We start from the raw sequence: 19,743 nt of genomic DNA on the forward strand, positions 1-19,743 counted from the left end.
TCGCCGCCGTCAGCGTCGTTTTGCCGTGGTCAACGTGGCCAATCGTGCCAATGTTGACGTGCGGTTTGGAGCGTTCAAACTTTTCCTTAGCCATGTGCCATAAGCCTTGTATCTGATGGGGTTCCGCCGAACCCGGATTCATTATCGCGCGCTCACTACTCGGTCGCGCAGGGAAAATCAAGACTTCCCGAACGCGGATTGGTGCGAAAGCCACGATTGTTTCATTTGGGTTTGGTCGCGGCGTCGAACAGCCTTACATCGCAGCGTTAATCATCCCGGGACCAAGTCTTCTTGTCCATGGTTTCGGGGTCGGATTGCACTGGGGCCGCACCGCCACAGACCGTCCGCAAAGACTGCCACTCGCCTTCATCAAGAATTGAGCCGTAATTTCGGCCTTCCACGACCGCTGCCTGTGCCGCTGCAATCCGCTTGCCCATCTGTGGATGCGACATGAAGTGCGCCACGATACCTTCGGCGTCACCATGTTCTTCGCGCAAACGCTCAAACATCGTGCCCAGCGCTGCGGGTGAAACACCTGCATTATCCAGAAGGTCGTGGGCATAGTCGTCCGCCGTCGCCTCGGCGGTTTGACTGTAGGACGCGTTGATCAACTGGTTGGCTAGAAACAAGGCAATTGTTCCGCCTGCAAAATCGCCAAACAACAGACCCAGCACCCCCAGAGAGCCAGCCGAACGCAATGCATCGCGGGTCGGGTCGCGGTTCACGACATGGCCTATTTCGTGTGCCAGAACGGCGGCGACCTCCTCCGGGTTCTCCGCCTGTTCTATCAATCCACGAAAAAAGACGATACGCCCACCGGGCAAAGCAAAAGCATTGACCATATCATGATCAAGAACGTGGATCTGCACATCGTAAGGCAGATCAGATGTAGGATTGAGACGGTCATACATTGCCTGCATCGCCGCATTTCCCGCGGACCCTTCGCAGATGGGCGTGACGCCCAGCCCTGTTTCATTCAGCGCCATGCGGATTTGTTCGAACGTGGTGTCGCCCAAAGCCTTTTCGCCTTCAGGCGGCAGCATCACCGCGAGCTGTGCGGCCATCACCGGGACAAGGAAAAAGATGATCGCCGCGACCGATGCCGCCGCCCCGCTGACCCAAACCGCAAGCTTTGACAATGAAATGGTCCGATCGCGCTTTTTCAGGTGCGGGGCACGCGATTGGACGTCCTTTCGCAAACCCTCATCCCGAAGATACAGTCGCGCGACCATGTCCCCCGACCGACCGATCACCAATGCATCTCTGTCGGCCTGATCCGGCAGGCGTCGCAGATCGGACCATTGCCAAATAAGCGGCTGACCATCCGGTAACATAAGCTCCAATCCATCGGGCAGTTCGCGCACGGACACACGCGTCAGCACGGCACGTTCTCCGGCAACGAAATCGGCAAAGCCCGAGGGCTGGTCCTGTGTATGGTTCAAATCGCTGCCCCCACATCCAAGGCTTCAGCAAAGCCTTCGGCTTCGGCAAACTCATCACGGTCCCGCTGCGCAATCAGGTGCAGGTCATCGGCGCTCACGAGTTGGGTCACTTCGGCGAAATGTGCCGCGATTGGCAGCGTTATCCAAGCATGGGTCATCGCGCGATATCCCAGAAAAATGGTGAAGTAGGCCAGTATCAATACAGGCGCGCCGGCCGCCAAAGCCGTCTCGAACTGTTCGATGTTCTCGACATCAAAACCCCTGCCGCCGACAATCATGACAGCGACCCCCATTAAGATCAGCACCAAACCGGTGAACACCAGATAGATCAACAACCAGCCCAGCGCATAGATACCGACAATCGCCCAAGGTCGCGGGGCCGTGCGAAATCGCATTGGCCCGAGTTCTTTCGCCTCGGTCATGCGTTTGAAGCTGTCGGCGCGCCAATAGGCCAAACCATAGACAAGCCATGGACCGGTCAGCAAGAACATCGCAAACCATGCCGGATTTTCAGACAGCGCGCCCATAACGCCCGCCACCGCGGACAGGCCAAGTGGATAATAGATGTGCTTCATCGAACCGAACAGCAGGCCGCGACGCCCGCCCTGAATGAAAACCTGATCACCATAATAGGTATGGCCGACCTTGTATTTCTCAAGCCAAAGTGTGGTCAGGGGCCATGACAGCCCAACGGTCAACGCCGCCAGCACCCAATGCACAATGGCGCGCCACGCATAGCCCCATGCGCCCGGCTCCAGACCAAATCGGATGCCGCGCCAGCGGGTGCGGGCCAGAATATATCGGCGCGCGCGATACTGAGCAAAAAAAATGATCGGTGCCAGCCCGACAAAGCTGAGAAGATAGGCCGCGACGTTGCCCTTAAACAGTGTAAAGCTGAAATACATCAATATCAGGTTCACCACACCGATATAGAACGCCATGAACACCACGGCGACCAGAAATCCCAGCAGCTTTTCAAGCGGGTCGCCGACATATTCCAAGGGGATGCCGCCGGGGCGAATGGCGCTCCAGTAATAACGGCGAAGGCGGGTCTTGGCCCAGAACCGATAGAAGCCAAGCGTCAGGATGGTCAGGATACCGGTCTTGAGGGCCAGCCCCAGCATCGGGCCTTTTCGGCCTGAATAGGTGATATTTAGTCTGGCCGGCGGCATCCGTTAGTCGAACTTGTTGTCGCGCGGGAAGCCATGCGGCGGCGCTTTGCCAACCCCGGCACGTTTGCCCAACCAAGGCGACATGTCAGGCTCGGTCCGCGTGCGGTCGCCGGTTGCTGGCCAGGACAAGCCCGCATCCAAGTCAAACGTCTTGATGTCCGACAGCCCGCCATCCAGTTCAAGCACCCCCTGTTTGCCCCGTGCGCTGTTGTATTTCTGAAGCCTGACACCCTTGCCGCGCGTCATCTCGTTAATCTCGGCAACCGGGAACACCAGAAGTTTGCGATTTTGCGAGATTACAGCCACGTGGTCGCCATCGACGGGCTTGCAAATTCTGGCAGTTGCGCCGCCCACGTTCAGAACCTGTTTGCCGTTCTTGGTTTGCGCCAGAACGTCATCTTCGTTGACGATAAAGCCGTTCCCCTCGTTCGAGGCGACAAGAAGGCGTCGTCCCGGCTGGTGAATGAACAGGTCCACAATCTCGGCCTCGTTCGGCATGTCGACCATCAGGCGCAGGGGTTCACCCATACCGCGCCCGCCAGGCAGGTTTGCCGCCGACAGCGTGAAGAATTTACCTTGCGAATCAAACACCAGAAGCTTGTCGGTTGTTTCAGCGTGGAAAACGAAGCGGGGGGCGTCGCCGTCGCGGAATTTCAACTCGCGCGACAGATCAATGTGACCCGACATCGCGCGAATCCAGCCCATTTGCGAGCAGACGACCGTGATCGGCTCCTTCTCGATCATCGCTTCCAGCGGCACGTCTTCGACCACGCCCGCCTCGGCAAATTGGGTGCGACGGGCACCGCCTTCGTAATTCTTGCCAAACAGCTTCTTGGTTTCTTTCAACTGGTCGGAAATCCGCGTCCATTGCAGGTCGTCGCTGTCCAACAAGTCTTCAAGCCCAGCGCGTTCTTCCATCAGCTTGTCACGCTCGCGGACAAGCTCGATTTCTTCTAGACGGCGCAAGCTGCGCAGACGCATGTTCAGGATCGCTTCGGCCTGAACTTCGGACAGTTCACCTTCGCCCGGCGCAGGGCTCACATAGTCTGACTCGTTCATGGCGCGAACGTGGTCGCGGCCCCAATCCTCGCGCATTAGCGCGGCTTTCGGGTCGTCGTCGTAACGGATGATGTCGATCACGCGATCAAGGTTCAGGAACGCGACGATGAAGCCTTCCAACACTTCAAGCCGGTGGTCGATCTTTTCCATCCGATGAACAGAGCGGCGCAACAGCACATCGCGGCGGTGATCAAGGAAGGCGCGCAGCACCTCTTTCATCGAGCAGACCTTGGGCGTCACACCATCGATCAGCACGTTCATGTTCAGACTGAACCGCGTCTCAAGGTCCGAGTTGCGGAACATCAGGTTCATCAGAAGCTCGGCATCCACGTTCTTGGATTTCGGCTCCAGCACGATCCGAACGTCATCGGCACTTTCATCACGAATATCACCAAGGATCGGAACCTTCTTGGTCTGGATCACCTCGGCAATCTTTTCGATCAGTTTCGATTTCTGAACCTGATACGGAATCTCGGTCACGACGATCTGCCACTGACCGCGGCCCAGATCCTCGACCTCCCATTTGCAGCGCAGACGGAACGATCCACGCCCGGTGCGGTAAGCCTGCGCAATGTTTTCAGACGGCTCGACGATCACACCGCCGGTCGGAAAATCAGGGCCGGGCACATAGTTCAACAGTGTATCGTCGCGCGCATCCGGCACCTTGATCAGATGCAGGCAGGCGTCGATCAATTCGGCGATGTTATGGGGCGGGATATTGGTGGCCATGCCGACCGCAATGCCGGACGAGCCGTTGGCCAACAGATTCGGAAACTCGGCAGGTAAAACGACCGGTTCGGTCAGGCGGCCATCGTAATTGTCACGATAATCGACGGCGTTTTCGTCCAGCCCGTTCAACATCGCCTCGGCGACAAAGGTCATCCGCGCTTCTGTGTACCGGCTGGCGGCGGGGTTGTCGCCGTCGATATTGCCGAAGTTGCCCTGCCCGTCGACAAGCGGATAACGCACCGCGAAATCCTGTGCCAAACGCGCCATCGCGTCATAGATCGCAGCGTCGCCGTGCGGGTGAAAATCCCCCATCGTATCGCCAGAAATCTTAGCTGATTTCAGGAACTTACCACCGGATGCCAGTTTCAGACGCGACATCGCGTAAAGGATGCGGCGGTGCACCGGCTTCAGCCCGTCCCGCGCATCAGGCAAAGCCCGGTGCATGATCGTGGACAGGGCATAGGTCAGATAGCGATCACCAATGGCACGGCGAAGCGGCTCTGATATAGAGAGGGAGTTTTTATTGCTGTCATCGGTCAAATCGGTCATAAATGATGTGTATCGAGTGCTGTTGGAAGGGTAAAGCTACTGCGGGAAAGGATGCTTATCTTTCCCCTATTATTTTAGATAGCTCGGTGTTCTTTTTAACACCAACTAGACGAACTCCTGCTTGAATCATGTCGGTAAGGGACTGGCAATCGAAACCGAGCAAGGGTTTGTGCGTTAAATAGTCGAACAGAAGATCAAAAAGATCTCGTCAAGGGTACATGGTTAAGGGGAAGTATTGTGGGAATTATTAAACTAAGTTGCCTGACGATTGGTGTTATTGGCATCTCGATGGTCCAATTTGGACGGGACGGTGATCTGCCTGCCGACCGCATTGGGCGCGAACCAACAATCGCGCAAGAAACAATCCTGCCCGTATCCGCCGTGCTTGATGCGGGGATCGCAGCATCGCCCGAGACTGCGCAGGGCGAGGTTATTGCAACTGCAAATGCCGCTCCTGCTGTCGTACCGCCAAAGCAAACACGTTTGGTTGCAGTTCCGGTCACTCTGACAAGCGCGACCGTGCCGCAAACGCCCGCAGAAATTGCAGAAGCTGCCGCCCGCCTGATGGCGTCAAAAGCGACAAAGCCGACGCCCGCGGCCGTCCGAAACAACATATCTGGTGCGCTGCCAACTGCCTTGGTCAGCGGCAGTGCGGTGAACATGCGCGCCGGGCCTTCGACAGGCCACGGCGTGGTTGCGAAGCTCTCGCGCGGTACAGAAGTCTTCGATATGGGCCCTGTCGGCGGGGGCTGGAGCCAGATCAAAGTCGTGGACACGGGCGCGCGCGGCTTCATGGCCTCAAAATTTCTGGCACCGCAATCCTGAGCGGGCTGCCAACCTAGAATTAAACGCACCAAACGACGTGCCCGAACATAAGGGCGCGTCGTTTTTCGTTGACCCCAACTTTTTCTGCCGACTTAAGTGTCGCCTGCACGCGCACAGGACCCCACCATGAAAACTTCAGGCAAATCTATCCTTATCACCGGCTGCTCATCGGGCATCGGGTATGATGCAGCACACACCTTAGCCAAACGCGGCTGGCGCGTCTTTGCCACCTGCCGGAAAGAGGCTGATTGCGAACGCCTGCGCGCCGAAGGGCTGGAAAGTTTCCTTCTGGACCACGCCGACGAGGCAAACATGGAGGCCGCAATGGCCGAGGCGCTGGATCGCACTGGCGGCACGCTGGACGCGCTGTTCAACAACGGCGCTTTCGCGATCCCCGGCGCCGTCGAAGACCTGCCGACGAATGCGCTGCGGCTGATCTTTGAAACCAACCTGTTCGGCTATCACCACCTGACACGCTTGGCGATTCCGGTGATGCGGGCGCAGGGCCATGGCCGGATCATCAACAATTCGTCAGTTCTTGGCTTCGCCGCCCTGCCTTGGCGCGGCGCTTACGTGGCGACGAAATTCGCACTTGAAGGGCTGACCGACACATTGCGGCTTGAGATGCGGGGAACCAAAATAAAGGTGATCCTTATTGAACCCGGCCCGATCACCTCGAATATTCGCCAAAACGCGCAACCGCATTTCGAACGCTGGATTGATTGGGAAAACAGCGCACGATCAGGGCTGTATCACAAATTGCGTGAACGGCTTTATGACGACAGCGGCACGCCAGACACGTTCGAACTGCCGGCCTCTGCCGTCACCGATAAACTGATCCACGCGCTGGAAAGTCCTCGCCCCAAGCCCCGCTATTACGTCACGACGGCCACGCGGATCGCTGGGATTGCGCGTCGGCTGTTGTCGACCCGCTTTGGTGACCGCGTAACGCCGAACGGGTGAACGCCGCGGATTTGCCCTCGCAATCTGGCGGTTTCGGGGCTATCTGAAACGCAATGCACTGACCCAAGGAAGCAGCATGTTCGACGATCCGCTTTTTGTCTTAGTTGTTGTCGCGGTTGGCGGCGTTGCCATTATTCTGTTTATGGGAATCGGCACGTTCGGCATCGGCGGAGAGACATCGCGTAAGCACTCGAACCGATTCATGCGGTATCGAATTTATGCACAAGCCATCGCGATCGCACTGATCTTGCTGTTCGTCTGGCTAAGAGGAGGAAACGGCTGATGGTTGTCCTGAACAAGATATACACCCGCACCGGCGACAAAGGTGAAACGGCTCTGGGCGATGGCTCGCGCGTGCCAAAACATTCGGCCCGCGTTGATGCCTACGGCACAGTGGATGAAACCAATGCCACGATTGGTCTTGTGCGCCTTCATGCAGACGGTGACATGGACGCCGCCCTTGCCCGCATCCAGAACGACCTGTTTGATCTGGGCGCAGACCTGTGCCGCCCGCATATGGACAAAGACGATACGGCTGAATACCCGCCCCTTCGGATGGTTGACGCGCAGGTTGACCGGCTCGAGGCCGAGATCGACGCGATGAACAAGGCGCTGGAACCGCTGCGCAGTTTCGTCTTGCCCGGCGGGTCCGCGCTGGCCGCTCATCTGCATCTGGCCCGCACCGTCAGCCGCCGCGCGGAACGCATGGCCACGGAACTTGCGACGCAAGAAGATGTGAACCCGGCCGCGGTCAAATACCTCAACCGTCTGTCAGATTGGTGCTTCGTCGCGTCACGCGTGGCAAATGACGACGGCAAGTCGGATGTGCTTTGGGTGCCGGGCGCGAACCGCTAAGTCGGCTTCCAGCCCTGGCGCGGCAAAACCCCTTGGATGCCGAACAGCGGAAACATTCTCGCAATGAATCGCGGCCAAAACGATAGAACGCGGCGTCCTTAAGGCAGAACGTGACGATTTTGCGCTGTTTTCGGCGCCCCCGACCCGGTAAACGGGAGAAGAACTGAGACCGCCCCATCCGGGGCTTAATTGGGAGATACACGCCAATGAAGGTGCTTGTGCCTGTGAAGCGCGTGATTGACTACAACGTGAAGGTTCGTGTGAAAGCGGACGGATCGGGTGTCGATCTTGCAAACGTAAAAATGTCGATGAACCCTTTTGACGAGATTGCCGTCGAAGAGGCCATCCGCCTGAAAGAAGCCGGTAAGGCCGACGAGATTGTCGTCGTGTCGATCGGCGTAAAGCAAAGCCAGGAAACGCTGCGCACCGCGCTGGCGATGGGCGCTGACCGCGCCATTCTGGTGGTTGCTGCTGATGATGTTCATAACGACATCGAACCGCTGGCCGTGGCCAAGATTTTGGCGAAAGTCGTGGAAGAAGAGCAGCCGGGCCTTGTTCTGGCCGGCAAGCAAGCCATCGACAACGACATGAACGCCACCGGCCAAATGCTGTCGGCCCTGCTGGGCTGGTCGCAAGGCACGTTTGCCTCTGAACTGGACATCGACGGCGACAAGGCTGTTGTGACCCGCGAAGTGGACGGCGGTCTTCAGACCATCAAGGTCAACATGCCGTCAATCGTCACCGTTGACCTTCGCCTGAACGAGCCGCGCTATGCGTCGCTGCCCAACATCATGAAGGCCAAGAAAAAGCCGCTGGACGAAAAAACCGCCGCCGATTACGGCGTCGACGTCACACCGCGCCTTGAGATCGTTTCGACCACCGAACCTGCCGCGCGTGCCGCAGGCATCATCGTGGGTTCGGTTGACGAATTGGTAGAGAAACTTAAAGAAGCGGGGGCTGTATAATGGCTGTTCTTCTTCTCGCAGAAGTCAACAATGGCGAACTGGCGATGGACGCCACCGCCAAGGCTGTCACCGCCGCGAAAGCACTGGGTGACGTGACGGTTCTGGCCGCTGGCGCATCTGCCGCCGCTGCTGGCGACGCTGCCGCAAAAATCGACGGAGTGTCGAAGGTGCTGGTCGCCGAAGACCCCTCGCTGGGTCATCGGCTGGCTGAATCCACAGCCGCGCTGATCGTCTCGCTGGCTGGCGACTACGAACATATCGTCGCCCCAGCCACCACCGACGCCAAGAACGTGATGCCCCGAGTGGCAGCACTTCTGGACGTCATGGTGATCTCGGACGCATCGGGCGTGGTTGACGCCAATACGTTTGAACGCCCGATCTATGCGGGTAACGCCGTTCAGACGGTCAAATCGTCGGACGCCAAGAAGGTCATCACCTTCCGCACCTCGACCTTTGATGCGGCTGGCGAAGGCGGGTCGGCTTCGGTTGAGACCGTATCGGCCGCTGATAACCCCGGTCTGTCGGAATGGGTCGAAGACAAGGTTGCCGAAAGCGACCGGCCCGAACTGACCTCGGCTGGTGTTGTCGTGTCCGGTGGGCGTGGTGTTGGCTCGGAAGATGACTTCGCGCTGATCGAGAAGCTGGCTGACAAGCTGGGTGCCGCCGTTGGTGCCTCGCGTGCAGCGGTCGACTCGGGTTACGCCCCGAACGACTGGCAGGTTGGTCAGACCGGCAAGGTTGTCGCCCCGGATCTTTACATCGCGGTCGGTATTTCCGGCGCGATCCAGCACTTGGCTGGCATGAAGGATTCGAAGATAATTGTCGCGATCAACAAAGACGAGGAAGCACCGATCTTTCAGGTGGCCGACTTCGGTCTGGTCGCCGACCTGTTCGACGCTGTGCCAGCGCTGACTGAAAAGCTCTGATCACTTGAGCAGACCATAATTGAAAGGCCCGCCCAGCCCGGCGGGCCTTTTTCCTTCGATCCAGTCTCAGATAATGCGATCAACTGCATCATGCAGCGCGCGACTGGCCCTGCGGTGGGCGATCATGCCCAGCATGTCACGCGTGGCAGGTTCGTCCATATCGGCATAGACCAGACCTTCGCGCCCCTCGTCCATCTCTTGCTGGGTTGGCACAATTTCAACGACTTCGCGCACGAAGGGCGCAACCGCCTGCATCATCTGTTGATCAACGAACAACGGGTCAGAGCCGTAAAAGCCGTTCGCACCACCATCCTTGATCCGGTGATCCGCCAGCCACAACAGTACGATGTCGCAATCCAACTTTGAGATCAGAAGCTTCATTCGGGCGACCCACGCGGTGCGCAATTCTTCTACGACCAAGGCGAACCGGTCTACCGATGTTTCACGCAACGCCGACAGAAGGTGGCGGGTGAAATTGAACTCAGTAAAATCAATTTCGCCATACAGGTCTTTCAACAGGTTCGAGCCGCGCAAAAACCTATCATTGCGCCGCGGGTGGACGGCATAAAATCGATTCGACATGTTATGCGCGCCCGTCACCTGAAGCACCGTGACACGGGCTTTGTTGCTGAGCGTTAGCACGCCGTAATCGTGCAAAAAAGCATCCACACCAGCATTTAGACACCCAAAGTTGGCCACTTGCATTCCAAGTTCCAGCTGCAACAGGTCTGGGTAGGGGTGTTCGACATATTTGCCATAGGTTTCGGTCCCGCCCAGCACAGCAATATACGGGCTCGTCAGTTTCTTCTTGGGGCCACGAAACAGGATTTTCGACGTGCCGTGTCTGCACAATTGGTAATTCAGGGGGCCCTTCCCCAAGGTATCGTAAACCATTCCACCCACTCCAATAATTTTCACCCATGCGATGATTCGCACAATGCGGTTTCCAATTGGCTAATCTTCAAATGCAGGTAATTCCCTTAAGGCGCGCTTAACCCTTGCGCGCCCGCCGCGCCGCCGCATACTCTGTTGCAGAACAATGAAAGGGACGAGATGAGCATCGAGACGATTGGCATCGTAGGCGCCGGACAAATGGGCAACGGCATCGCGCATGTTATGGCTCTGGCGGGGTACGAGGTCCGCCTTAACGACATCAGCCAAGACAGTCTGGACGCAGCTGTGGCTCGCATTGCGAAGAACATGGAGCGGCAAGTCGCGCGCGAGGCGATCACCTCGGATGATCGCGACAAAGCGATGGGTCTGATCTCGACCACGATGAAGCTGCCCGATATTGGATCGACAGATCTGATCATCGAGGCCGCAACTGAAAACGAAGCCTTGAAAAAGAAGATTTTCGATGGGCTTTTGCCGCACCTGAAGCCTGAGACGATTTTGACGTCAAACACCTCGTCCATCTCGATCACCCGACTTGCCAGCGGCACGGATCGGCCAGAACGGTTTATGGGTTTCCACTTCATGAACCCTGTTCCGGTGATGCAACTTGTGGAACTGATCCGCGGCATCGCCACGGACGAGCCGACATTCAAGGCGTGCCATGCTGTTGTTGAGCGGCTCGGAAAGACCGCGGCCAGCGCCGAAGATTTCCCAGCCTTTATCGTCAACCGCATCCTGATGCCGATGATCAACGAAGCTGTTTATACCCTTTACGAAGGCGTGGGGTCCGTCAAAAGCATCGACACATCGTTGAAATTGGGGGCCAACCATCCGATGGGACCGTTGGAGTTGGCCGATTTCATCGGGCTGGACACCTGCCTTGCGATCATGAACGTGCTGCATGACGGGTTGGCGGACACGAAATACCGGCCCTGCCCCCTGTTGACCAAATATGTCGAAGCTGGATGGTTGGGTCGCAAGTCGAAGCGCGGATTTTATGATTATCGCGGTGAAACGCCTGTGCCGACCCGGTAACTCGTGGCGCGCCACATCTGGTTCAGCTTTTGCCTAACGCCAGCGTATGTGCCCGTAACCACGTCATGAAACCACGCGGATTGGTGTGCAGTTTTGCCATCTGCTGATCAGTCAAAACCGAGCCAATGACTGGATTTTTCGGCTCGTTGCAGCTGCGCACGATCTCGTGCAGAAGCAAAGCCTGTCGCATTGTGGCCGACAGGCGGTTGGCCATTTGATACCAGCGCGAGTTTGCACCGGGAAAGAAGATCGGCACGACTTTTGCGCCGGACCGGCGGATCAGTTGGGCTGTGAAAACGTTCCATTCCCGTTCGATCGCGGGGCCGGTCAACGTATCGGACGACGCGACAACGCCTGACGGAAATAACGTCACCAGTCCCCCGGCCTTCAAATGCGCCATGGTCATTGATCGCATCTCGACCATTTTTTGTTGCGCATCAGGGTCATGCGGGAACGGCACCGGGATCATATAGGACGACGCGACCTGATCCAGCCCATCCAAGACCGAGCGGCTGAGGATGCGGTAATCCTGTCTGCGGCGGCCGATCAGTTCGGCCAGAACCATCCCGTCCACCAGCCCGTGTGGGTGATTGGCGACCGCGATGACCGGGCCATCCAAGGGAATATTCTGCAGCTGTGCGTCCGGGGTTTCGACCCGAATGCCCATTACATCCAGACACGCACCCCAGAACGCCTGCCCTTTCGGCGCGCCGCGTTTCTCGAGCTTGCGCACCATTCGCAGGATCGAAACCTTGCCGGTGAACCATTCGACGACGCGAATAATAAGGGACTGGATCGGGTTGTTCAGCGAATTGGCATAGGTCAGGTTGCGGCGATCATAATGGTCGTGAGACAGGTCTTCCTGCCCGCCATTGACCATTTCGCTTTCAACGTTGTTCACGACGTCCTGTCCCATTCTCACCACCGACACGCGCCTTACATGCCTTCGCCGAACTTGTCGGCAACCAGATCGGTCAGAGCATTCATCAACTCAGCAGCTTGCGGACCCGATGTTTCGACGTGGATCTTGGTGCCCTGCGAGGCCGCGAGCATCAAAAGACCCATGATCGAGTCCCCCTCAGCATCAATCCCGTCTTTAGATACGCGCGCGGACGCTTCATGGCTTTCGACTGTATCAACAAATTTCGCGGACGCACGCGCGTGCAATCCTTTGACGTTGACGATCTCCAATTCGCGGCTGGCGCTCATGCGTTAGACCTCCTGTATACCATCGATACAGTCGATGTATTTTCGCCCCGCTGCAAGCGCCTTACGTGTGGACATGTCAATTGGCAGATGTCGGGTCTTTGCTAACTTGACCAGCATGGGAAGATTGGCACCATAAAGGATTTTTCGGTCAGCTTTGCAGCAGGCCGGAAGCGACAGGTTGGCGGGTGATCCCCCGAACATATCGACCACCACCACGACCCCATCACCTTGATCGACAGCGTCCGCCGCTTTGGCGATTTCGTCCTGCTTACCGTCGCGGTCACAATCCGCCGCGGTCGATATAGCGCGCACACCCTTCAACTTGCCGACCACATGTTCGACAGCTGCCAGATATTCCCTGGCAAGCCCGCCATGCGCGACGATCACGATACCGATCACGCTCGTTACCCCGACTGCTTCGACGCCTGCCCCGCTTCGGCGCGGCGTTCCAATTCCCGATGTCTAATTGACACTTGCCAGCCCTTGTGTGCAAGCGTCTTTGCCAATCTTTCCGTCAGGGCAACAGAGCGGTGTTGCCCTCCGGTACATCCAAACCCGATAGCCAGATGCGATTTGCCCTCGTCGCCATAGGCGGGGATCAAAAATTCGACCAGTTCCGCGACTCGCGTGAAGAATTCGTCGAACCGTGGGTCCTTGGATACATAGTCGGCCACTTCCTCGGCGCGACCATCCAGCATCCGCAGCGCCGGTTCCCAATGCGGGTTGCGCAGAAAACGCGCGTCCAGAACCATATCAAGCCCGCGTGGCACGCCGCGTTTGTATGAAAATGAATGAACTGACACGGCCAGATTTTCCGCCCCCGACTGCGACAGCCATCGCATCAGGTCTTCTTTCAGATCGTGTGGCGACAGGTCCGAGGTATCAATCAACACATCCGCACGACCGCGCACGGGTACCAGCAGCTCGATCTCGCGAGTGATGCCGTGATCAGGTGTTTCAGCGGGGGCCAGCGGGTGGCGCCGGCGCGTTTCCGAATAGCGGCGGATCAACACATCGCGCGAACAATCCAGATACAGCACCTCGACATCATGGTTATCGTCTTCACGCAGGTCTTCGATCACCTGCAACATCATCTCGGTCGAGAAATCACGATTGCGAACATCCACGCCCAGCGCCAGCGGATGGTCCAAGGCAGGCCCAGCCAGCACCCGACCGATCAGTGACAGCGGCAGATTGTCGATAACCTCATAGCCGATATCTTCCAGCACGCGGATCGCCGTGGTCCGCCCCGCGCCCGAAGGTCCGGTGACCAGAACGACTTTCTGCCCAGCACTGGTGGTATTGTCAGTCATCATCATCGCCTAACTTGTTTCGGCATATCCGCCATTGCGCAGCAAATGGTATACGGCACATGCGAAATAGGGCGCGTCAACCCGCAAAACAAGGTCGATGTCGCATCCGGCAACAGTTGTGACCCGATGTGACTGCGGGTGGCGCTCCAGTTCATTCTCGGACAGATCAACGACAAGCTGCAGCCGGGCAGAAGATATCCACGGAACGTGGATCAGCCCCACGCCGCGCGCCTCGATCACGCCCTGAAGCCGATCGGGTGCAAGCACGTGCAAAACATCATTTTTCAGCTCCACCAAGCTCAGATCATCCGCAACGAGCTTTGCGCCAAGACCGATCAGTTCAAGCGCCAATGAGGATTTTCCAGACCCCGACGGGCCGGTGATCATCGCGGCAGACTCGCCAACCGCTATCGTTGTGGCGTGGAAGCCGAGAGGCCCGGTAACGCCGCCTTCGCTCAAACCGGTAGGCCAACCACAAACCGCGCACCCAGCGGGTCCGAGGTGACATCGGCATCGGTCGGACGGATATTTTCAGCCCAGATCACGCCGCCATGTGCTTCGACGATCTGTTTCGAAATTGCCAACCCAAGGCCTGAATTATTGCCAAACTGGTTTTCGGGGCGTTCGGAATAGAAACGCTTGAAAATCTGGTTCAAGGCCTGCTCGGGGATGCCGGGGCCTGTGTCTTCGATCACCACCAACACGCGGTTCTCGCGCCGACGCGCCCAGACGCGGATGGCATCGCCTTCGTCGCAGAAGCTAAGCGCGTTGGTGATCAGGTTTACAAAGACCTGCGCAAGTCGCGCTTCAAGCCCCCGGATGAAGATCGGGTCCGGCGGAAGGTCAGTGATAAACTCGACGCCCTTGTCGCTGCCCTCGTTGCCCAAATATTCAGTCAGGTTGTGAAGCATTTTCAGAAGGTTGAAGGATTCCTCCTCTTCCTTCACCAACTCGCTGTCCAGCCGCGAAGCGTTCGAGATATCGCTGACCAGCCTGTCCAGTCGGCGCACATCATGGTCAATCACATCCAAAAGCTTGCCGCGATGTTCATCTTTCTTGGCCAGACGCAATGTGCCGATCGCAGACCGCAGGCTTGCCAACGGGTTCTTGATCTCGTGTGCCACATCTGCCGCAAATTGTTCGTTTGAATCGATCCGGTCATATAGCGCGGCGACCATGCCCCGCAGCGCGCCAGACAGACGGCCGATTTCATCAGGGCGGGCGGTCAGGTCAGGGATGCGAACACGCCCGGTGCGCGCACTGTTGGTGTCCTTGTCGCGCCCCAGCTCGGCGGCGGCGGCGAGGTCCGACAAGGGGTTCGCGATGGTCGAGGCCAAAACGAGGCTCAGCCCAATAGAAACCAGAATAGCGATGACAAACATCTGCAATAACTGCTCACGTTCGGCCCGGACCAGCAAATCCAGCTCGCCGGTCGCGCTGGTAATCGCCACCACGCCCACAGGCACTCCGTCTTGCAAAATGGGTGTCGCAACTGAAAACACCGTGCCGCCGTTTGCATCCACCCCGTTTGATACCCGCGTCGCGCCATTCATGGCACCGGGATACAACGTCCGCGCCATCACCTCGGTGTCCAGCGGTAAGGATTGACCATCACCTTTCGCGATAATGCCCGAAACACCCTCCCAAACAGAGTTCAGCAGGTCTGTGATGATGGTCGATCCCACGTCGCGCCTTAGCCCATCAACCGGAGTCGGCTCGGCCTGCGGTACACCCACGGACCGGGCAAGCAGCGCCTCGTCTGCGTCGAAAACGAAAACTTCCAGACCGACCGGCAACTGCAAATCTGACAGTGTCTCGGCATAGTTGGGCGCAACAGCGTCGACAGCTGCGGCGGTTTCTGCCACAGCTTCACTTTCTGGAAACAGAACCTCGTCGCCCTCCGGCGTGGCCACGGCCTGATTGTCGCTGGCCTGTACCAACTGGGCTTCGAACACATCGGCGATCAATTCGGCTTCGACCACCAACCCGCGTTCCCGCTGGATCAGAAGGCTGTCGCGAAACGGATTCAGATACAGAACACCCGCAACCAAAACCACCAATCCAAGCAGATTAAAGGTGATGATTTTCCGGGCCAATGGCGACCGGTTGATCGCAATCATACCCCGTTGCGCACGCTTATCGTGCAGCTCGAAGTCCATCTCGCCACTTGGCGAGACCCAGTCTTCGCCCAGAACTAGATCACCTCGGGATGTGGCTTTGGTGTCCTTCACCTTTGTCACCATCTTGTCAAACGCACCTGGCGCTATTCCTCGTTATAACGATAACCAATGCCGTACAGTGTTTCGATCGCCGAGAAATCATCATCAGCTGTGCGCATCTTCTTGCGCAAGCGTTTGATATGGCTGTCGATGGTTCGGTCGTCGACATAGACCTGATCGTCATAAGCCACATCCATCAACTGATCGCGACTTTTAACGAAGCCGGGCCGTTGCGCCAGCGCTTGAAGCAGCAGAAACTCGGTCACGGTCAGCGACACGTCTTTGCCCTTCCAAGCCACCGCATGGCGCAGAGGGTCCATCGTCAGTTCGCCGCGAACAAGCGATTTGCTTTCTTCGACGTCGCCCGCGTCATCCTTGGCGATCACCTCTTGTCGGCGCAGAAGCGCGCGGATGCGTTCGACCAGAAGCCGTTGACTGAAGGGTTTCGTGACATAATCGTCCGCCCCCATCCGCAGCCCCAGCACCTCGTCGATCTCGTCATCCTTGGACGTCAGAAATATCACCGGCATGGTTTTGGTTTTCTGGCGCAAGCGCTGCAACAGATCCATCCCGTCCATTCGGGGCATCTTGACGTCCAGCACAGCCATATCCGGCATTCGCTGCATAAACGCATCAAGTGCGCTTTGACCATCGTTATAGGTCTCCACCTCGAAGCCCTCGGCCTCGAGTGTCATTGCGACGGATGTCAGGATGTTCCTGTCATCGTCCACCAATGCGATCCTCGACATAGTGGTCTCCTTGCCCTGCTCATTTCAGTTTTATTTTGGGGCATTGTCCTGTTTTCGGCCATGCGAATCAACAAGGAACTGCGAATCGTTAATCCATGCTGGCGCGCGCGCAACGAATTACGCAAAATGCAGGCGAATTTAAGGCATTACTTCCCAGCAGCTTACGCAAGATGATTGCGCAAACACGTCCTTGGTTGCGCTAACTGCGCCAAAGCGACCTGTTCCATTGGAAAGACGCCATGTTATAGGGCGAATACCGTCCCTCGTTCACATGAGGGTCGGCGCGCGTGGCCCGGGTCGCGCGGTCTCATGTGAAACCAAAACACGCCGGACGCAAACGGATCGGCGACAGGAGCATAATATGACCACTGGACGGGTGAACCCAGTACGCCGCTTGGAAGACCAAGGTATCAAGGGGCTTGGCAATATCTATTACAACTTGATGGAGCCTGCTCTGATCGAAGCCGCGCTGGAGCGTGGCGAGGGGTGTCTGGGACAGGGCGGTGCGTTGCTGGTCACGACCGGCAAGCACACGGGCCGTTCGCCCAAGGACAAATTCGTCGTCAAAACGCCCAGCGTCGAGCCGCATATCTGGTGGGAAAACAACCCGCCAATGGACCCTGCCAAGTTCGACGTCCTGTACGACGACATGCTCGACCATATGAAGGGCAAGGACTATTACGTGCAAGACTTGTTCGGTGGGGCTGATCCCGCTTATCGGCTGGATGTGCGCCTTGTGACCGAGCTTGCCTGGCACGGACTGTTTATTCGCCACATGCTGCGCCGCCCCGACCGCGACGAACTGGACAATTTCGATCCCGAGTTCACCATCATCAACTGCCCATCATTCAAGGCTGACGCGAAACGCCACGGTTGCCGGTCTGAAACGGTCATCGCGCTGAACTTCGACCGCAAGACCATTTTGATCGGTGGCACCGAGTATGCAGGCGAAAACAAGAAGTCTGTCTTCACGCTTCTGAACTATCTGCTGCCGCAAAAAGGCGTGATGCCGATGCATTGCTCGGCCAACCATGCAAAAAGCAATCCGGTCGATACCGCGATTTTCTTCGGCCTTTCGGGCACTGGCAAGACGACCCTATCCGCCGATCCCGAACGCACACTGATTGGCGATGATGAACACGGCTGGTCAGACACCGGCACCTTCAACTTTGAAGGTGGCTGCTATGCCAAGACCATAAACTTGTCTGCCGAGGCCGAGCCCGAGATCTATGCCACGACCACCAAGTTTGCGACCGTGATCGAGAATATGGTCTTTGACGAAGAGACCAAAGAACTCGATTTCGAAGATGACAGCCTGACCGCGAACATGCGCTGTGCCTATCCGCTGCATTACATCGCCAATGCGTCGAAATCGGCCATTGGCGGACATCCCAAGAACATCATCATGCTGACGTGCGATGCGTTTGGCGTTCTGCCCCCAATCGCGCGGCTGACACCGGCACAGGCAATGTATCACTTCCTGTCAGGCTTCACCTCAAAGGTCGCGGGCACCGAGAAGGGCGTGACCGAGCCCGAGCCGACATTCTCGACATGCTTTGGCGCACCCTTCATGCCGCGCCGCCCGGCTGAATACGGCGCGCTTCTGCGCGACAAGATCGCAAAGCACGGCGCGACGTGTTGGCTGGTCAACACCGGTTGGACCGGGGGGGCTTATGGCACCGGGTCACGGATGCCAATTCGTGCCACCCGTGCGCTATTGACCGCCGCGCTGGACGGGTCCCTTGCAAAATCTGAATTTCGCAAGGATGACAGCTTCGGTTTTGAGGTGCCGGTGACCGTCGAAGGCGTGCCAGATCTTTTGCTGGACCCGCGCCGCACATGGCAAGACACAGCAGCCTATGACGCACAGGCCCAAAAGCTGGTCGACATGTTTGCAAAAAACTTCGTTCAATACGAAGGCGATATCGACGACGACGTGAAAGCCGTCGCAATCGGCTAAACGGCATTTCGATACGCTCACAAACGCGCCTCGATTTCCGGGGCGCGTTTTGCGTTCAAACTACCCCCACAGCCCCCGTCGGATGAGGTTCAACCCAGCGACAGTCAATACAATCAACGTCGCTCGTTTGAACGTCGCCTGAGGCATCTTATCATGCAGTAGCCCTCCCAAAAACATCCCCGCTATCGCTGGAACCAACAGGGCAACGGATAAGGGGATCGTCTGTGTGTTCAAAACGCCAGATTTCAAATGCGCCGCGAAAAGAGCAACTGCCCCCACCCCATAGATCACGCCCTGAACCCGCATCTGTTCTGCTTTGGGGGTATTTATGGCGGTCAGATAGGCGATGGTCGGCGGCCCCCAGACCCCTGACAAACCACCCGATACGCCCGCAAACGCGCCGATCAGACCTTCATCTCGCGTGCGGTTCTCAGGTTTCAGGGTCGGTTTCCAACCGCTCAGCTGCAACAGGCAGAAGGCCACGACCGGCACACCAATGATGATAAACAGCAATGACTGCGACAAGACGGTAACCAACTGAGCGCTAAGTGTCAGAAACACCAACAATGCGATCAGGAAGATGCGAAACCTCTCGACCGCCCTCCAGGCTTCTAGAAAACCGTGCCGGAAGGCTTGATATCCGTTGGTCACGACGGTCGGCACAATCAAAGCGGCCAAGGCGAGTTCTGCAGGCAGCATCGTCGCCAGACCTGAAATCATGATCAGCGGCATTCCAAACCCCACTGCGCCCTTCACAAAGCCTGCACAAAGGGCAACCAGCGCGGCCAGAAGAAGGGTCATCTGCGATAGCTCTGCCACTATTCCCATGGGATCCAATCCTGTTCACTTCCTTTTACCGAAGCCAATCTGCAGGCGCAG

The 19,743-nt window shown here is 57.5% G+C and carries 21 protein-coding genes; 8 read left to right on the plus strand and 13 right to left on the minus strand.

From position 1 onward, the window contains the following. The 4 genes from MUY35_RS08480 to parC form a co-directional block, all read right to left on the minus strand. Positions 1–94 (minus strand): GTP-binding protein (locus MUY35_RS08480; RefSeq protein ID WP_002583150.1); only part of this gene is annotated, 94 nt, incomplete at its 3' end. Between the two features lie 172 nt (positions 95–266). After that, on the minus strand, positions 267–1,442 hold the full coding sequence (locus tag MUY35_RS08485) for a M48 family metallopeptidase (RefSeq protein ID WP_248365738.1): 1,176 nt from the start codon (positions 1,440–1,442) through the stop codon (positions 267–269). Then, positions 1,439–2,614, minus strand: a complete 1,176-nt coding sequence (locus MUY35_RS08490; protein WP_248365740.1) for a DUF898 family protein — start codon at positions 2,612–2,614, stop codon at positions 1,439–1,441. The genes MUY35_RS08485 and MUY35_RS08490 overlap by 4 nt, the downstream gene beginning before the upstream one ends. A gap of 3 nt (positions 2,615–2,617) precedes the next feature. After that, positions 2,618–4,951: a DNA topoisomerase IV subunit A gene (parC, locus tag MUY35_RS08495; protein ID WP_248365742.1), complete on the minus strand. Its 2,334-nt coding sequence runs from the start codon at positions 4,949–4,951 to the stop codon at positions 2,618–2,620. A gap of 237 nt (positions 4,952–5,188) precedes the next feature. Here parC and MUY35_RS08500 point away from each other — a divergent pair, with 237 nt between their 5' ends. The 6 genes from MUY35_RS08500 to MUY35_RS08525 all read left to right on the plus strand — a co-directional run bounded on the left by MUY35_RS08500 (position 5,189) and on the right by MUY35_RS08525 (position 9,485). Next, entirely contained in the window at positions 5,189–5,776 is a 588-nt protein-coding gene (locus MUY35_RS08500; RefSeq protein ID WP_248365744.1) for an SH3 domain-containing protein, read from the plus strand. 126 nt (positions 5,777–5,902) lie between these two features. Beyond that, a complete protein-coding gene (locus MUY35_RS08505) occupies positions 5,903–6,739 on the plus strand; it encodes an SDR family NAD(P)-dependent oxidoreductase (RefSeq protein ID WP_248365761.1) in 837 nt (278 codons plus the stop codon). 76 nt (positions 6,740–6,815) lie between these two features. Next, positions 6,816–7,022, plus strand: a complete 207-nt coding sequence (locus MUY35_RS08510) for a twin transmembrane helix small protein (RefSeq protein ID WP_248365763.1) — start codon at positions 6,816–6,818, stop codon at positions 7,020–7,022. Beyond that, positions 7,022–7,594: a cob(I)yrinic acid a,c-diamide adenosyltransferase gene (locus MUY35_RS08515; RefSeq protein ID WP_248365772.1), complete on the plus strand. Its 573-nt coding sequence runs from the start codon at positions 7,022–7,024 to the stop codon at positions 7,592–7,594. Before MUY35_RS08510 ends, MUY35_RS08515 begins: the two co-directional genes overlap by 1 nt. Positions 7,595–7,800: 206 nt before the next feature. Then, positions 7,801–8,559 carry an electron transfer flavoprotein subunit beta/FixA family protein gene (locus tag MUY35_RS08520; RefSeq protein ID WP_248365774.1) on the plus strand — a complete coding sequence of 253 codons (759 nt, stop codon included), beginning with the start codon at positions 7,801–7,803 and terminating at the stop codon, positions 8,557–8,559. Then, complete coding sequence (locus MUY35_RS08525) at positions 8,559–9,485, plus strand: FAD-binding protein (RefSeq protein ID WP_247038593.1); 927 nt, start codon at positions 8,559–8,561, stop codon at positions 9,483–9,485. The genes MUY35_RS08520 and MUY35_RS08525 overlap by 1 nt, the downstream gene beginning before the upstream one ends. A gap of 66 nt (positions 9,486–9,551) precedes the next feature. Here the strand turns inward: MUY35_RS08525 and MUY35_RS08530 are convergent, their stop codons facing one another. Continuing rightward, positions 9,552–10,379, minus strand: coding sequence for a DUF6473 family protein (locus MUY35_RS08530; protein ID WP_248365776.1), 828 nt, complete (start codon positions 10,377–10,379; stop codon positions 9,552–9,554). 159 nt (positions 10,380–10,538) lie between these two features. Between MUY35_RS08530 and MUY35_RS08535 the strand changes: the two genes are divergently transcribed. Next, the gene (locus MUY35_RS08535; RefSeq protein ID WP_248365778.1) at positions 10,539–11,414 is read left to right on the plus strand and encodes a 3-hydroxybutyryl-CoA dehydrogenase; all 876 of its coding nucleotides are present in this window, start codon (positions 10,539–10,541) and stop codon (positions 11,412–11,414) included. 22 nt (positions 11,415–11,436) lie between these two features. Here the strand turns inward: MUY35_RS08535 and MUY35_RS08540 are convergent, their stop codons facing one another. The 7 genes from MUY35_RS08540 to MUY35_RS08570 are packed head-to-tail and all read right to left on the minus strand — an operon-like array spanning position 11,437 to position 16,904. Next, complete coding sequence (locus MUY35_RS08540; protein WP_248367221.1) at positions 11,437–12,294, minus strand: 1-acyl-sn-glycerol-3-phosphate acyltransferase; 858 nt, start codon at positions 12,292–12,294, stop codon at positions 11,437–11,439. 56 nt (positions 12,295–12,350) lie between these two features. Continuing rightward, a complete protein-coding gene (locus MUY35_RS08545) occupies positions 12,351–12,623 on the minus strand; it encodes an HPr family phosphocarrier protein (RefSeq protein WP_248365786.1) in 273 nt (90 codons plus the stop codon). A gap of 3 nt (positions 12,624–12,626) precedes the next feature. Beyond that, positions 12,627–13,022, minus strand: a complete 396-nt coding sequence (locus MUY35_RS08550; RefSeq protein WP_248365788.1) for a PTS fructose transporter subunit IIA — start codon at positions 13,020–13,022, stop codon at positions 12,627–12,629. A 5-nt stretch (positions 13,023–13,027) separates the two neighbouring features. Then, complete coding sequence (gene rapZ / locus MUY35_RS08555; protein ID WP_248365795.1) at positions 13,028–13,936, minus strand: RNase adapter RapZ; 909 nt, start codon at positions 13,934–13,936, stop codon at positions 13,028–13,030. 9 nt (positions 13,937–13,945) lie between these two features. Next, entirely contained in the window at positions 13,946–14,395 is a 450-nt protein-coding gene (locus MUY35_RS08560; RefSeq protein WP_248365797.1) for an HPr kinase/phosphatase C-terminal domain-containing protein, read from the minus strand. Continuing rightward, on the minus strand, positions 14,392–16,179 hold the full coding sequence (locus MUY35_RS08565) for a sensor histidine kinase (RefSeq protein WP_248365799.1): 1,788 nt from the start codon (positions 16,177–16,179) through the stop codon (positions 14,392–14,394). The genes MUY35_RS08560 and MUY35_RS08565 overlap by 4 nt, the downstream gene beginning before the upstream one ends. 20 nt (positions 16,180–16,199) lie before the next feature. Next, the gene (locus MUY35_RS08570; RefSeq protein ID WP_248365801.1) at positions 16,200–16,904 is read right to left on the minus strand and encodes a response regulator transcription factor; all 705 of its coding nucleotides are present in this window, start codon (positions 16,902–16,904) and stop codon (positions 16,200–16,202) included. Between the two features lie 361 nt (positions 16,905–17,265). On the opposite strand from MUY35_RS08570, the gene MUY35_RS08575 reads away from it, so the two are divergent. Then, positions 17,266–18,864 carry a phosphoenolpyruvate carboxykinase gene (locus tag MUY35_RS08575; RefSeq protein WP_248365803.1) on the plus strand — a complete coding sequence of 533 codons (1,599 nt, stop codon included), beginning with the start codon at positions 17,266–17,268 and terminating at the stop codon, positions 18,862–18,864. A 60-nt stretch (positions 18,865–18,924) separates the two neighbouring features. Here MUY35_RS08575 and MUY35_RS08580 read toward each other — a convergent pair whose 3' ends face one another. Further along, a complete protein-coding gene (locus MUY35_RS08580) occupies positions 18,925–19,692 on the minus strand; it encodes a sulfite exporter TauE/SafE family protein (protein ID WP_248365805.1) in 768 nt (255 codons plus the stop codon). Positions 19,693–19,743 lie beyond the last annotated feature (51 nt).

Source organism: Aliiroseovarius sp. S1339 (assembly GCF_023195695.1).
Classification (GTDB): domain Bacteria; phylum Pseudomonadota; class Alphaproteobacteria; order Rhodobacterales; family Rhodobacteraceae; genus Aliiroseovarius.

Excerpts from the sequence above, each read along its gene's own strand:
- rapZ (WP_248365795.1), bottom strand. The coding sequence starts at position 13,936 with ATGACTGACAATACCACCAGTGCTGGGCAGAAAGTCGTTCTGGTCACC.
- MUY35_RS08570 (WP_248365801.1), bottom strand. The coding sequence starts at position 16,904 with ATGTCGAGGATCGCATTGGTGGACGATGACAGGAACATCCTGACATCC.
- MUY35_RS08520 (WP_248365774.1), top strand. The coding sequence starts at position 7,801 with ATGAAGGTGCTTGTGCCTGTGAAGCGCGTGATTGACTACAACGTGAAG.
- MUY35_RS08575 (WP_248365803.1), top strand. The coding sequence starts at position 17,266 with ATGACCACTGGACGGGTGAACCCAGTACGCCGCTTGGAAGACCAAGGT.
- MUY35_RS08490 (WP_248365740.1), bottom strand. The coding sequence starts at position 2,614 with ATGCCGCCGGCCAGACTAAATATCACCTATTCAGGCCGAAAAGGCCCG.
- MUY35_RS08535 (WP_248365778.1), top strand. The coding sequence starts at position 10,539 with ATGAGCATCGAGACGATTGGCATCGTAGGCGCCGGACAAATGGGCAAC.
- MUY35_RS08505 (WP_248365761.1), top strand. The coding sequence starts at position 5,903 with ATGAAAACTTCAGGCAAATCTATCCTTATCACCGGCTGCTCATCGGGC.
- MUY35_RS08565 (WP_248365799.1), bottom strand. The coding sequence starts at position 16,179 with ATGGTGACAAAGGTGAAGGACACCAAAGCCACATCCCGAGGTGATCTA.
- MUY35_RS08515 (WP_248365772.1), top strand. The coding sequence starts at position 7,022 with ATGGTTGTCCTGAACAAGATATACACCCGCACCGGCGACAAAGGTGAA.
- MUY35_RS08510 (WP_248365763.1), top strand. The coding sequence starts at position 6,816 with ATGTTCGACGATCCGCTTTTTGTCTTAGTTGTTGTCGCGGTTGGCGGC.
- MUY35_RS08525 (WP_247038593.1), top strand. The coding sequence starts at position 8,559 with ATGGCTGTTCTTCTTCTCGCAGAAGTCAACAATGGCGAACTGGCGATG.
- MUY35_RS08545 (WP_248365786.1), bottom strand. The coding sequence starts at position 12,623 with ATGAGCGCCAGCCGCGAATTGGAGATCGTCAACGTCAAAGGATTGCAC.
- MUY35_RS08580 (WP_248365805.1), bottom strand. The coding sequence starts at position 19,692 with ATGGGAATAGTGGCAGAGCTATCGCAGATGACCCTTCTTCTGGCCGCG.
- parC (WP_248365742.1), bottom strand. The coding sequence starts at position 4,951 with ATGACCGATTTGACCGATGACAGCAATAAAAACTCCCTCTCTATATCA.
- MUY35_RS08530 (WP_248365776.1), bottom strand. The coding sequence starts at position 10,379 with ATGGTTTACGATACCTTGGGGAAGGGCCCCCTGAATTACCAATTGTGC.
- MUY35_RS08540 (WP_248367221.1), bottom strand. The coding sequence starts at position 12,294 with ATGGTCAATGGCGGGCAGGAAGACCTGTCTCACGACCATTATGATCGC.